General features: G+C 72.9%; 15 protein-coding genes. 14 read left to right on the plus strand and 1 reads right to left on the minus strand.

Features of this window, described 5'->3' with window-relative positions:
• Positions 1-100: 100 nt before the first annotated feature.
• On the plus strand, positions 101-1243 hold the full coding sequence (locus tag FL583_RS15110; RefSeq protein WP_170323654.1) for a serine/threonine-protein kinase: 1143 nt from the start codon (positions 101-103) through the stop codon (positions 1241-1243).
• A gap of 49 nt (positions 1244-1292) precedes the next feature.
• Entirely contained in the window at positions 1293-1793 is a 501-nt protein-coding gene (locus FL583_RS15115) for a GNAT family N-acetyltransferase (protein WP_142705258.1), read from the plus strand.
• A 52-nt stretch (positions 1794-1845) separates the two neighbouring features.
• Here the strand turns inward: FL583_RS15115 and rpmB are convergent, their stop codons facing one another.
• The gene (gene rpmB, locus FL583_RS15120) at positions 1846-2037 is read right to left on the minus strand and encodes a 50S ribosomal protein L28 (RefSeq protein WP_035857150.1); all 192 of its coding nucleotides are present in this window, start codon (positions 2035-2037) and stop codon (positions 1846-1848) included.
• Positions 2038-2168: 131 nt separating this feature from the next.
• On the opposite strand from rpmB, the gene FL583_RS15125 reads away from it, so the two are divergent.
• The 12 genes from FL583_RS15125 to FL583_RS15180 all read left to right on the plus strand — a co-directional run bounded on the left by FL583_RS15125 (position 2169) and on the right by FL583_RS15180 (position 12785).
• Positions 2169-3704: a DAK2 domain-containing protein gene (locus FL583_RS15125; RefSeq protein ID WP_142705259.1), complete on the plus strand. Its 1536-nt coding sequence runs from the start codon at positions 2169-2171 to the stop codon at positions 3702-3704.
• 65 nt (positions 3705-3769) lie between these two features.
• Positions 3770-5998, plus strand: a complete 2229-nt coding sequence (gene recG / locus FL583_RS15130; protein WP_142705260.1) for an ATP-dependent DNA helicase RecG — start codon at positions 3770-3772, stop codon at positions 5996-5998.
• Positions 5995-6552 (plus strand): 16S rRNA (guanine(966)-N(2))-methyltransferase RsmD, encoded by a 558-nt coding sequence (gene rsmD / locus FL583_RS15135; protein ID WP_142705261.1) that lies wholly within the window; start codon positions 5995-5997, stop codon positions 6550-6552. The genes recG and rsmD overlap by 4 nt, the downstream gene beginning before the upstream one ends.
• A complete protein-coding gene (coaD, locus tag FL583_RS15140) occupies positions 6549-7028 on the plus strand; it encodes a pantetheine-phosphate adenylyltransferase (RefSeq protein ID WP_142705262.1) in 480 nt (159 codons plus the stop codon). The genes rsmD and coaD overlap by 4 nt, the downstream gene beginning before the upstream one ends.
• A 64-nt stretch (positions 7029-7092) precedes the next feature.
• On the plus strand, positions 7093-7587 hold the full coding sequence (locus FL583_RS15145) for a hypothetical protein (protein ID WP_142705263.1): 495 nt from the start codon (positions 7093-7095) through the stop codon (positions 7585-7587).
• A 108-nt stretch (positions 7588-7695) separates the two neighbouring features.
• Positions 7696-8277, plus strand: a complete 582-nt coding sequence (locus tag FL583_RS15150; protein WP_142705264.1) for a YceD family protein — start codon at positions 7696-7698, stop codon at positions 8275-8277.
• Between the two features lie 4 nt (positions 8278-8281).
• Positions 8282-8455 (plus strand): 50S ribosomal protein L32, encoded by a 174-nt coding sequence (rpmF, locus tag FL583_RS15155; protein ID WP_035857142.1) that lies wholly within the window; start codon positions 8282-8284, stop codon positions 8453-8455.
• A gap of 122 nt (positions 8456-8577) precedes the next feature.
• Entirely contained in the window at positions 8578-9570 is a 993-nt protein-coding gene (locus FL583_RS15160) for a phosphate acyltransferase PlsX (RefSeq protein ID WP_420843146.1), read from the plus strand.
• A complete protein-coding gene (rnc, locus tag FL583_RS15165) occupies positions 9567-10355 on the plus strand; it encodes a ribonuclease III (RefSeq protein ID WP_142705265.1) in 789 nt (262 codons plus the stop codon). Before FL583_RS15160 ends, rnc begins: the two co-directional genes overlap by 4 nt.
• A complete protein-coding gene (gene mutM / locus FL583_RS15170; protein ID WP_142705266.1) occupies positions 10348-11208 on the plus strand; it encodes a bifunctional DNA-formamidopyrimidine glycosylase/DNA-(apurinic or apyrimidinic site) lyase in 861 nt (286 codons plus the stop codon). The genes rnc and mutM overlap by 8 nt, the downstream gene beginning before the upstream one ends.
• 26 nt (positions 11209-11234) lie before the next feature.
• Positions 11235-11609 carry a response regulator transcription factor gene (locus FL583_RS15175; RefSeq protein ID WP_142705267.1) on the plus strand — a complete coding sequence of 125 codons (375 nt, stop codon included), beginning with the start codon at positions 11235-11237 and terminating at the stop codon, positions 11607-11609.
• Positions 11610-11612: 3 nt separating this feature from the next.
• Positions 11613-12785 (plus strand): HEAT repeat domain-containing protein, encoded by a 1173-nt coding sequence (locus FL583_RS15180; RefSeq protein WP_142705268.1) that lies wholly within the window; start codon positions 11613-11615, stop codon positions 12783-12785.
• Position 12786: the final 1 nt, after the last annotated feature.

A 12786-nucleotide genomic window follows, 5' to 3' on the forward strand; every position in this document is an offset into this window, starting at 1 on the left:
GGCTTGCGTCGAAGTCGGCGTTTCGTCCGCTGGACCCGGGGCTAATCCGGCCCAAGGGGCGATGGCAGCGATCGGCGATGGACGAGGGGCAGGGTGGACTGTGACGGCGATCGAGACCTCCTCCGCGCCAGCTCTCGTCCTCGATGGTCGCTACGAAATCGATGAACGCCTCGGTGGTGGCGGCGCCTCGGACGTGTTCCGGGCCCGTGATCTCAGACTGGGGCGCCAGGTCGCGGTGAAGCAGTTCCGGCACCGCGCCGGCGCACACTCCGACCGCCGCTGCGGCGACGAGGCCCGGCTGCTGGCCACGCTGAGCCACCCCGGGCTGGTCGCCCTCTACGACGCCGGCTGGCACGACGACCGCGAATACCTGGTGTTGCAGCTGGTCGAGGGCCGGACGCTCAGCCGGCGGATCGCGGCCGGGGCACTGGAGCCGCGGGACGTCGTCCGGATCGGGGCCGTTCTGGCCGACGTGCTGCACCACGTGCACGCGCGCGGGATCGTGCACCGGGACGTGAAACCGTCGAACGTCCTATGCGGGGACGACGGCGGGGTGTTCCTGGCCGACTTCGGGATCTCCCATCCCACCGGCGCGGAGGAGAGCGACGGGTCGGGCGTGGTCGTAGGTACCGCGCCGTACCTGGCGCCGGAGCAGATCCAGGGCGGCCCGGTCGGGCCGCCCTGCGACGTCTATGCGCTCGGGTTGGTGCTGCTGGAGTGCCTGACCGGCAAGCGGGAGTACCCCGGCGGCCAGCTCGAGGCCGCGATGGCCCGGCTGCACCGCGAGCCGGTGGTCCCCGACCACACGCCGGCGCCGCTGGGCCGGCTGATCCGGGCGATGACCGCGCTCGACCCGTCGGCCCGTCCGACCGCGCTGCAGTGCCGCAAGCAGCTCGCCGTCCACGACATGCACGTTGTGGCGGCCGCTCCGGCGACGTCGGCCACCGTTCCGGCGGCTCCGGCCGCGGTCGAGGAGCAGCGGCGCGACAGCGCCGACCTGCCCACCGCCGAGGTGGTCCTCGCCGTCGAGAACGCTCCGGCGGACGTAGCGGACGTAGCGGCAGACGCGGACGTTCCGGTTGACACGGACGTAGCGGCGGAAACGCCGTCGGAGCCGGTCGCGGAGGAGCAGGCGCGGCCGCGGCGCAGTACCGGTGCGCACCGGCGGCGGCGCGGGGCCAGCATCGGGTCCGCGCTCTGGTCGCCGCGACGGGCCGGGGCCCCGGAGGCCCGGGCGAGCTAGAAGTTCGCGCTCGAGTGGCACCACCCGATCGGTGTGGCACCGTGGACGGGTGACCTTCGCCGCCACTTCCGTCAGCCTCCGACCCGCGAGCTACGACTCGCCCGAGGCGTCGTTATTGATCGCGGCCGTGCAGGACGAGTACCTGACCCGGTACGGCGGCCACGACGAGACGCCGGTCGACCCGCTGGAGTTCGCGCCACCGCGTGGCCGGTTCGTGATCGCCCGGGTTCACGACACGCCGGTCGGCTGCGGCGGCTGGCGCGACCACGCCCCGCCCGGCGATGGCTCCCGTACGGCGGAGATCCGTACGGCGGAGATCAAGCGGATGTTCGTGAGCGCGGAGGCCCGTCGCCGGGGCATCGCCCGGATGATCCTCGCGGACCTGGAACGCACGGCGGCCGAGGCCGGCTACGAGCGGGTGATCCTGGAGACCGGTGACCAGCAGCCCGAGTCGGTGGCGCTGTACCGGGCGGCCGGGTACGCGGCCACGGCGCCGTTCGGTCACTACGCGGCGGACGCGGGGTCGATGTACTTCGCGAAAATGCTGTGAAGACAGCAAAAAACGCGTAGCCGCGAGGGCTACGCGTTTTCGGCGGACGGTCTCAGCCGCGAACGACCTTGCCGGCCTTGATGCACGAGGTGCAGACCTGCTTGCGCACGGTCGTGCCGCCACCGGCCGGGACCCGGACGGTCTGGATGTTCGGGTTCCACCGGCGGTGGGTGCGCCGGTGGGAGTGGGAGACCGACATGCCGAAGCCCGGCCCCTTGCCACAGACGTCGCACACGCTCGCCACGGAAACACTCCTGCAGTAGTTGGTCTGTTCAGCCCACGCAGAATCGGGGCACTGAGACAGCCTACCTAGTCGACCCAGCGGCGCCAAACCGGGAGCCGTGCGCGACCATACGTCCTGACGGAGGGGGTGGCGTGCTCGACAGCCTCGACGCCGGAGCGGTCCGGCGCTGGTGCGCGGGAACGCTGTCGGCGTTGCGCCGCAGCCAGCGGGAGATCGACGCGTTGAACGTCTTCCCGGTCGCCGACTCGGACACCGGGACGAACCTGGTCCTGACCCTGCAGGCCGCGGTGGACGCACTGCCGGACACGGGCGGTCCGCGGGAGGTCTGGGCGGCGATGGCCCGCGGAGCGCTGCTGGGGGCCCGGGGCAACTCCGGGATGATCCTGTCGCAGCTGCTGGCCGGGGCCGCAGCCGCGCTGCCGTCCGACCGGCCGGTGGGCGGGCGGGCGCTGGCCACCGCGCTGACCGCGGCCGTCGACGCCGGGTACTCGGCGGTCGCGCAGCCGGTGGAGGGCACCGTGCTCTCGGTCGCCGGTGCGGCGGCCCGGGCCGCGACCGAGGTCGACACCGACGCGTTGCCGACGGTCAGCGCGGCCGCGCTGGAGGCCGCCCGGCGGGCGCTGGAGAGCACTCCGGCCCAGCTCGCCGCGATGGGCCTGCCCGGGGTCGTGGACGCCGGTGGCCGGGGCCTGGTCGTGATGCTGGACGTGCTGGACACGGTCGTGCGGGGCGCGGTCGTCGACCTGGCCGCACCGGAGCCGGAGCCGGTCCCGGCGGCCGGCGTGCAGGAGGGGTGGGAGATCCAGTACCTGCTCGCCTCGCGGGAACCCGACGTTCCCGGCCTCGCCAAGCGGCTGAGCGAGATCGGCGACTCGGTGGTCGTCGCATACGTGGAACCCTCGCTCTGGTCGGTGCACGTCCACGCCGACGACATCGGGGCCGCGCTGGAGGCCGGGCTCGAGCTCGGGCGGCCGCACCAGGTCGCGGTGACGCCGCTGATCGCCCGGGTGCGTACCGCGTCGGCGTCGGGCCGGGCGATCGTGGCGGTGGTGCCCGGCGCCGGCCTGGCCGCGGTGTTCGCGGCTGCGGGCGCCGTCCCGGTGGAGGGCGCGCCGCGGAGCGACGAGCTGCTCTCGGCGATCGAGCGGATGGGCGCGGACGAGGTCGTCCTGCTGCCGAACTCCGACGCGCACGTCCCGGTGGCCGAGGAAGCGGCGGCCGCGGCCGGTGCGACGGTCTCGGTGCTGCACACCCGGTCGGTCGTGCAGGGCATCGCCGCGCTCGCGGTGGCCGACCGGGCCCGGTCGTTCCGGGACGACGTGGTCGCGATGGCCGAGGCGGCGGCCGCGACGCGCTGGGCCGAGGTCGTGATCGCGGACGAGGCCGGGCTGACGATGGCCGGGCCGTGCCGGGTCGGCGACGTGCTCGGGCTGGTCGACGGCGACGTCGCGGCGATCGGCGTCGCGGTGCCCGACGTGGTGACGAACGTCCTCGACCGGCTGCTCAACGCGGGCGGCGAGCTGGTGACCGTGGTTCTCGGGGCGGCCGCCGGCCCGTCGCTCGAGGCTTTCGTCCAGGCGCACCTGCACACGCACTGGCCGTTCTGCGAGGTGCACGTGATCGACGGCGGCCAGCCACGGGCGGTCGTCGTCATCGGGGTGGAGTGAGGTTGTCCGCCCCGGCGAATGTCAGAGCCACCTGGTAGGAGTTGACCCGCCGGAACCGTCTGGAGGTGACATCGGTGCAGCGCCCCACGCTCACGTCGCCGTTGCGCGACGCGGTCGGAGCCAAGACCGCGGACGCACTGGCGAAAGGGCTCGGCTTGGAAACGGTCGGTGACCTGCTGCACCACTATCCCCGGCGGTACGCCGAGCGCGGTGAGGTGTCCGATCTCGGCGCGCTCGAGATCGGCGAGCACGTCACGGTCGCGGCCAAGATCGAGAAGATCACGGTGCGCCCGATGCGTCAGAAGCCGCGCAGCAAGATGCTCGAGGTCACGGTCACCGACGGCCGTCGCAGCCTGCAGCTCACGTTCTTCAACCAGGCCTGGCGCGAGAAGCAGCTGACGATCGGCCGCTGGGGGCTGTTCTCCGGCAAGGTCGGCCAGTTCCGCGACAAACTGCAGCTCAACCAGCCCGACTACCAGCTGCTGGCCGAGGCCGGCGAGCTCACCGATGGCGAAGGCAGCAACGCGCTGGCCGAGTTCGCGAACGCGCTGATCCCGGTCTACCCGGCCGCGGCCAAGGTGCCGACCTGGGTGGTCGCCCGGGCGGTCCGGGCCACGCTGGAGATCGTCGCCGACATCGACGACCCGATGCCGGAGGGCATCCGCCGCCGTCGCCACCTGATCGGGCTGTCCGACGCGCTGCGCGCGATCCACGAGCCCGCCTCGCGCGGCGAGCTCCAGCAGGCCAAGCACCGGCTGAAGTGGGACGAGGCGTTCGGCCTGCAGGCGACGCTGGCGATGCGCCGGCTGGCCGCGGCCGCGCGTCCGGCGACGGCCCGGCCGCCGCGGCTCGGGGGCCTGCTCGACGCGTTCGACGCCCAGCTGCCGTTCGCGCTGACGGAAGGCCAGGAAAAGATCGGCGACGAGATCGCCGATGAAATTGCCGGTGAGCACCCGATGCACCGGCTGCTCCAGGGCGAGGTCGGCTCGGGCAAGACCGTGGTCGCGGTGCGGGCGATGCTGCAGGTCGTCGACGCGGGCGGCCAGGCCGCACTGCTGGCGCCCACCGAGGTGCTGGCCGCGCAGCACGCCCGCTCGATCCGGGCGCTGCTCGGGCCGATGGCGAGGGCCGGCGAGCTGGACGCGGCCGAGACCGCCACCCGGGTCACGCTGCTCACCGGTTCGCTCGGGGCGGCCGCTCGCCGGGCCGCGCTGGCCGAGGCCGCCGACGGCCGCGCGGGCATCGTCGTCGGCACCCACGCGCTGCTCTCCGAGGGCGTCGAGTTCGCCGATCTGGGCCTGGTCGTCGTCGACGAGCAGCACCGGTTCGGCGTCGAGCAGCGGGACGCGCTGCGGGCCAAGGGCGGCGAGACCCCGCCGCACGTCCTGGTGATGACCGCGACGCCGATCCCGCGCACGGTCGCGATGACGGTGTTCGGCGATCTGGAGACGTCGGCGCTCACCCAGCTGCCGAGCGGCCGGTCGCCGATCGCCACGTCGGTCGTGCCGGTGGCCGAGAAGCCGGCCTGGCTGGCCCGGGCCTGGCAGCGGGTCACCGAGGAGGTCGCGGCCGGGCACCAGGCCTACGTCGTCTGCCCGCGGATCGGCGAAGCGGTAGCGGAAGACGATGACGAGGATCTCGAGGAAGAGCCTCCGCCCGAGGACGACGAGTCGGCCAAGCGTCCGCCGCTGGCCGTGCTCGACGTGGCCCCGAAGCTGGCCGAGGGGCCGCTGGCCGACCTGAAGATCGGCATCCTGCACGGCAAGCTCCCGGCCGACGAGAAGGACGCGGTCATGGCCGAGTTCACCGCCCGCCGCCTCGACGTGCTGGTCGCGACCACCGTGATCGAGGTCGGCGTCGACGTCCCGAACTCCACCGCGATGGTGATCCTCGACGCCGACCGGTTCGGCGTCAGCCAGCTCCACCAGCTCCGGGGCCGGGTGGGCCGGGGGAGCGCGGCCGGTCTCTGCCTGCTCGTCACCGAGGCCCCGGCCGGCACCAAGGCCCGCGAACGCCTGGACGCGGTGGCCAGCACCACCGACGGGTTCGAGCTGGCCCAGCTCGACCTGGAGCAGCGCCGGGAGGGTGACGTGCTCGGCGTCGCCCAGTCCGGCCGCCGCTCCCGGCTCAAGCTGCTGTCGCTGCTGCACGACCTCGAGGTCATCACCGACGCCCGGGTCGAGGCGACGACGCTGATCGCCGAAGATCCGGAGCTGCGCGCCTACCCGGGCCTGGCCGCCGCGGTCGACGCGCTGGTCGATCCGGAGTCGGCCGACTACCTGGAAAAGACGTGACCCGGATCGTCGCGGGGGTGGCCGGGGGGCGGCGGATCGACGTCCCGCCGGGCAAGGGCACCCGGCCGACGTCGGACCGGGCCCGGGAGGCGCTGTTCAGCGCGGTCGCCGCGGCCCTGGAGCTGGAGGGGGCGAACGTCCTCGACCTGTACGCCGGGTCGGGGGCGGTGGGGTTCGAGGCGCTGTCCCGGGGCGCGGCCCACGCGCTGCTGGTGGACTCCGACCCGAAGGCGGTGCGAACGCTGCGGGCCAACGCAGCGGCCCTGGGCCTGCCGGGCGCGGAGGTACGCAGCGGGCCGGTCGAGCGGCTGGCCGGGTCGCCCGCTTCGCGGGCTTACGACCTGGTGTTCGCCGATCCGCCCTACGCGCTGGCCGCCGCCGCCCTCGCGAGCGTCCTGACCGACCTCGATTCCTCTGGTTGGCTCGGTTCAGACGCCCTGGTGGTCGTCGAACGCAGCACCCGCGACGAGCCCTGGGTGTGGCCGAAACCACTGGTGGGAGTACGTGAGCGCCGGTACGGCGAGGGAACGCTTTGGTACGGTCGCCGTTCGTGAGACGAGCGGTGTGTCCTGGTTCTTTCGACCCTGTGACGAACGGTCATCTCGACATCATCGGTCGAGCGAGCCGCCTCTACGACGAGGTGGTGGCCGCCGTCCTGATCAATCCGCGCAAGGCCGGTCTGTTCACGGTCGACGAGCGGATCGACCTGTTGTCGGAGGTGACCGCGTCCTACGGCAACGTGCGCGTCGACACGTTCAGCGGGCTGCTGGTCGACTACTGCAAAGACAACGACATCCCGGTCGTCGTCAAGGGCCTGCGTGCGGTCAGCGACTTCGACTACGAGCTGCAGCAGGCCCAGATGAACCACGGTCTGGCCGGGGTCGAGACGCTGTTCATGGCCACCAACCCGCTGTTCTCGTTCCTGTCGTCGAGCCTGATCAAAGAGGTCGCCAAGTACGGCGGTGACGTGTCCGCGCACGTACCCGAGGCGGTCCGGCGGCGGTTGGTCGAGCGTCTGAACAACTCTTAGTTCGCTCCGGCCCGGCGGAAGAGGCAGGATGACGCCCAACGCCACAGACCAGACCGGAGCAGTCGTGGACCCTCTCGACCGAATCGATGAGATCAGCGCGTTCGTCGAGGCCGCGCGCTCGATGCCGATGTCGTCGAACGCGATCGTCAACCGCAACGAGATCCTCGCCATGCTCGACGAGCTACGGGCGGACCTGCCGACCGAGATCCGCCGCGCCCAGGCGCTGCTCGACGAGCGCGACAAGGTGATCGGGGCCGGGCAGCGCGAGGCCGACCGGATCATCGGCGAGGGCGAGGCGGAGCACCAGCGGCTGGTCTCGGTGGCCGAGGTCACGGTCTCGGCCGAGCACGAGGCCGCTCGCATCGTCGGGGAGGCCAGGTCCGAGGCCCAGCGGCTGCGCGACGAGGTCGAGGAGTACGTCGACACGACGCTGGCGAACTTCGAGCAGATGCTCAACCGCACGCTGGCCACGGTCGAGCGAGGCCGCGACAAGATGCGGGCCCTGTCGGAGATAGGCGGCTTCGACGCCACCAGCGAGGAACGGCCCCTGCCGTTCTAGAGCATTCGCAGTACGCTTGTACGTCGGGCTCAGCAGGGCCCGATTCGATTCTGGCCGTCGCCCTCAGGTAGAGTTCGCCGACGGCCTTACCAGTGCCGAGAGATCATCATGCCCGAGAGCAGGAAGACGCAGGAGCGCCTCGACCCACGGAAACCCCTCGTGTTCGATACTCGCGAGGTAGGTCGCCGTCCTGGGTCGGCCAAGCGCCTACGCCGCCCCGTCCCCGTGCCGGAAGACCTCGCGCTGGACCTGGTCCGGGTCCCGGCAGGGACGACGCTCGACCTCGAAGTCATGCTCGAGTCGGTGCTGGAAGGCGTACTCGTCTCCACCACCGCCGAGGTGCCGATCGAGGGCGAGTGCGGTCGCTGCCTCGAACCGTTCCAGGACTTCGTCGACGTGGAGATCCAGGAGCTGTACGCCTACCCGGACAGCGAAACGGACGACACGACCGACGAAGACGAGGTCAGCCGGCTCCAGGGAGACTTCCTCGACCTGGAACCGGCACTGCGGGACGCGGTGGTGCTCGCACTGCCGACCAACCCGCTGTGCCGCGACGACTGTCCCGGTCTGTGCCCCGACTGCGGGGTGCACTGGGACGATCTGCCGCCCGAGCACTCGCACGACGTGGCCGACCCGCGCTGGGCCGCGCTGCAAGCACTGAACGACCCGAACCGAGAAAGCAGGAGCTAGAGCCGTGGCCGTACCGAAGCGGAAGATGTCGCGCAGCAACACCCGCTCGCGCCGGGCCCAGTGGAAGACCACCGTGGTGAACACGCAGCCGTGTGACCGTTGCCGGTCGCCGAAGCTGCCGCACGCGGCGTGCTCGAACTGCGGCTACTACAACGGCCGTCAGGTCGTCGCGGTCTGAGCCCCAGAAGGTCCCGGGCCGGTACTGCGCCGAGTGGTGCGGTGCCCGAAGATGCGGTGCCCCGCGCTGCCGCGGCGTCTGACGACGTCGCGGCAGCAGGCATTGCGGGGCCGGTGCCGTTGATCACCACCCGTCCGGTGCGGATCGCCGTCGACCTGCTCGGCGGTGACCGCGCGCCGGACGTCGTCCTCGACGGCGCGCTGGCCGCGCTCGAGGGCGACCCCGAACTCCACCTTGTGCTGGCCGGTCCGCCGAGCCTGCGCCCCCGGTGGGACGCGGTCGCCGATCGGGTGACGCTGCTGCCCACCGACGAGGGCGTCGGCATGTCCGACGCGCCCGTCCGGGCGGTCCGCACCCGGCGCACCTCGGTCCGGCTCGCCGTCGAGGCGGTCCGTTCCGGGGCGGCGGACGCGGTGATCAGCGTCGGTCCGACCGGCGCGGCGGTGGCCGCCGCGGTCACCGAGCTCGGGAAACTGCCCGGCTTCCGCCGGCCCGCGCTGGCCGCCGTGCTGCCCGCGCTGGCCCATCCGGTCGTTCTGGTCGACGTCGGGGCGCACGCCGGTGCGTCCGACGCCGACCTCGTCCGTCATGGACGGTTGGGTTCGGCGTTCGCGCGCGTGACGCTCGGACTCGACGCTCCCCGGGTGGGGCTGTTGTCGGTGGGCACCGAGCCGGGGAAGGGCGACCAGCTCCGGAAGAAGGCCGACCGCGCCCTGTCCGGCGGCGACCTGCACTACGTCGGGCTCGTGGAGGGGTACGACGTTCCGCTGGGGGGCCGGGCCGACGTGGTCGTCACCGATGGCTTCACCGGCAACGTGGTGCTGAAGACGCTGGAGGGTTCGTTGGCGCTGGCGGGAACGTCGGTCGCGCCGGCCGCACACGGCCGGGTGCACCGTCGCGCGGCCACGCTCCTCGGCGTCCAGGGGATCGTCGTCCTGGGCCACGGTGCGGCCGGGTCGGACGACGTGGCCGACTGCATCGCGCTGGCCGCGGCCGCCGTCCGCGACGACGACGCGGCCCGCCTGCGCGCGGTGCTCGAGAACCCGGGTGACGCCCTACCGGACCCGGCAAAGATGGCCGCCCTGGCGGCTCCCGGAGAGAAGGCACGGTCATGAGGGAGCGACCCCCCGCAGCGCTGCTGGAGGAAGCGATCGGTGTCACGCTCGGCGCCGAGCTGCTCGAGCGCGCGCTGACGCACCGGTCGTACGCCTACGAGAACGGCGGCCTGCCCACCAACGAGCGTCTCGAGTTCCTCGGTGACGCCGTGCTCGGCCTGGTCATCACGTCGTCGCTCTACCTCAGCTACCCCGACCTGCCCGAGGGCCAGCTGGCCAAGCTCCGGGCGTCGGTGGTGAACATGCGCGCGCTGGCCGGCGTGGCCAAGGACCTCGGCCCCGGCGGGCTCGGGTCGCACCTCCTGCTCGGCAAGGGCGAGGAGGCCACCGGTGGCCGCAACAAGGCGAGCATCCTCGCCGACACGCTCGAGGCCCTGCTCGGCTCGGTCTACCTCGAGCACGGCCTGGAGATCGCGGCCAAGGTGATCCACCGCCTGTTCGACGACCTGATGCTCGACGTCGCCCAGCGCGGCGCCGGCCTGGACTGGAAGACCAGCCTGCAGGAGCTCACCGCGAGCAACGCGCTGGGCGTCCCGGAGTACCGGGTCACCGAGGCCGGCCCCGACCACGCCAAGACGTTCACCGCGACCGCGGTCGTCGGCGGCGAGGAGCTCGGCACCGGCGAGGGCCGCAGTAAGAAGGAAGCCGAGCAGAAGGCCGCCGAGCTGGCCTGGCGCACGCTGCGCAACCGCATCGACGCCGGCGTTCCGGGGGCGGCCCCCGCGGAGAGCGCTATCACCCCGAAACTCGCCGACCCCGACGCGGCCGACACGAAGAATGCCTGAACTTCCCGAGGTCGAGGTCGTCCGCCGTGGCCTGGACCGCTGGGTGCTCGGCCGCCCGATCGAGTCGGTCGAGGTCTACAACCCGCGCGCGATCCGTCGGCACACGGCCGGACCGTTGCACTTCGCCGAGGTCCTCACCGGCCGGACGCTGCGCGCCGCGCACCGTCGCGGTAAGTACCTGTGGTTGCCGACGGACGGCGGCGACGCGTTGATCGGCCACCTCGGGATGAGCGGTCAGCTGCTCGTCCAGCCGACGGACTCCCCGGACGAGACGCACCTGCGTGTCCGGATCCGGTTCGCGGGGGAGGACCGCGAGCTCCGATTCGTCGACCAGAGGACCTTCGGAGGGCTGTCGGTCGAGCCGCTGCCGGACCCGGAGGACGTGCCACCGAGCATCGCGCACATCGCGCGGGACCCGCTGGACCCGAAGTTCGACCCGGGCGCGTTCGCGACCGCCCTGCGGCGGAAGAAGACCGGCGTCAAACGGGCGCTGCTCGACCAGACGCTGATCTCCGGCGTCGGGAACATCTACGCGGACGAGGCGCTCTGGCGGGCGAAGCTGCACTACGCGCGCCCCACCGAGACGCTGACCGGCCCGGCGATCGCGACGCTGCTCGACGGGGTGCGCGCGGTCATGCTGGAGGCGCTCGACCAGGGCGGGACGTCGTTCGACTCGCTCTACGTGAACGTGAACGGGGAGAGCGGGTACTTCGACCGGTCGCTGGCCGCGTACGGCCGCGAGGACGAGCCCTGCCCCCGGTGCGGGACGCCGATCCGGCGCGACGCGTTCATGAACCGCTCGTCGTACACCTGCCCGGTATGCCAGCCGAAGCCGCGCCGCGCACGCTGGTAAACGCAGTTTGTGTGTTTTTATCGGGTATGAGCACCATCCTGGTCGCGGACGACGACCGCGACATCCTCGATCTGGTGGCGTTCAAGCTGGGCGCGGCCGGGCACGAGATGATCACCGCGACCGACGGCGCCTCGGCGCTGACCGAGGCGCGCCGGGCGGTTCCGGACATCGTCGTGCTGGACGTGGCCATGCCGGGCATGTCCGGGCTGGACGTGTGCCGTGAGCTGCGGGCCGACTCGGTGACCCAGGCGATCCCGGTCATCCTGCTCACCGCCCGGGGGCAGGAGAGCGACGTCGAGGCCGGGTTCAACGTCGGTGCCGACGACTACATCGTCAAGCCGTTCAGCCCCCGGGAGCTCCAGAGCCGGGTCACGGCCTTGCTCTCGCGGGCGCGAGCCTGAGCTGTGCGGGTCAGCGAGTCGCTCCTCGTCGTCTCGCTGCTGGCTGTGCTCGGGGTGTGCGTGCTGCTGGTGATCGTGACCGCGGTGCGGCGAGTGTGGGGGATCGTCGCCGACCGGCGGCGGGAGCGGCTGGAGAAGCCGGTCCGGCCGCTCGTTCTGATGATGGCGGCCGACTCCGACGACGACGGCGACGCGTACGAGACGCTGGCCGCGGTGCCCGCGGCGACCTGGAACGCGATCGAGCCGCTGGTGGTGCGCGTGCTGGGGAAGGTGCGCGGTGACGCCCGCGGTGCGCTGATCCGATTGCTGGAGTCGCACGGGGCGGCCGAGCGGGCGCTGGCGCGGCTGGGTCGCTTCGGCGCGGTCGGGCGGGCCCGGGCGGCCGAGACGCTCGGGTTGCTGGGGTCCGCGGACGCGGTGGCGCCGCTGTCCGAGCGGCTCGGGGACCGGTCGTCGGACGTGCGTGAGGTGGCGGCCCGGGCGCTCGGGCGGATCGGGGATCCGTCGGTGGCCGCTTCTCTGCTTCCGGTGCTGGACGGGGCGCACCGGGTGCCGGCCACCGTCGTCGTGCAGGCGCTGCTGCGGCTCGGGCCGCCGGCCGCGCCGGCGCTGGTGCCGGCGCTGGCGGATCCGAGCGACGTGGTGCGGGCCGAGGTGGCGGAGACGCTCGGTCTGTTGCGGGCGGTGAGCGCCGCTCAGCCGTTGATCGCGGTGCTGGCGGGGGATCCGTTGCTGGAGGTCCGGGTGCGGGCGGCTCGCGCGCTGGGGTTGATCGGGCACCCGGCGGCGTTGCTGCCGCTGGTGGCGGCGGTCGGCCGCGGCTCGCCCGCGGGGCTGCGGCCGGTCGCCGCGACCGCGCTCGGGGAACTCGGCTCGGCCGAGGCCGTCCCGATGCTGACCGCGCTACTCGGCGACGAGTCCCACGCCGTGGCCGACGCGGCGAGCCTCGCCCTCCTCCACCTGGGCCCGATCGGCCGAGCGGCGCTCGAGGAGATCGCCCGCTCGGCGGCGGCTGGCGCTGCAGGTACCTCCGGTGGCCACGAAGCCGACCGCGCCGACCGCGCCGACCGTGCCGACCGTGCCGACCGCGCCGACCGGGCCGACCGCGCCGACCGGGCTCGGCGCGCCGCTTACGCCGGGGCCGCGCTCAGCGCGGCGCGGCTGAGCGCGCCGTGAG

Origin of the sequence: Cryptosporangium phraense (assembly GCF_006912135.1) — a bacterium.
Classification (GTDB): domain Bacteria; phylum Actinomycetota; class Actinomycetes; order Mycobacteriales; family Cryptosporangiaceae; genus Cryptosporangium; species Cryptosporangium phraense.

Excerpts from the sequence above, each read along its gene's own strand:
- FL583_RS15150 (WP_142705264.1), top strand. The coding sequence starts at position 7,696 with ATGCCCGAGAGCAGGAAGACGCAGGAGCGCCTCGACCCACGGAAACCC.
- rnc (WP_142705265.1), top strand. The coding sequence starts at position 9,567 with ATGAGGGAGCGACCCCCCGCAGCGCTGCTGGAGGAAGCGATCGGTGTC.
- mutM (WP_142705266.1), top strand. The coding sequence starts at position 10,348 with ATGCCTGAACTTCCCGAGGTCGAGGTCGTCCGCCGTGGCCTGGACCGC.
- FL583_RS15175 (WP_142705267.1), top strand. The coding sequence starts at position 11,235 with ATGAGCACCATCCTGGTCGCGGACGACGACCGCGACATCCTCGATCTG.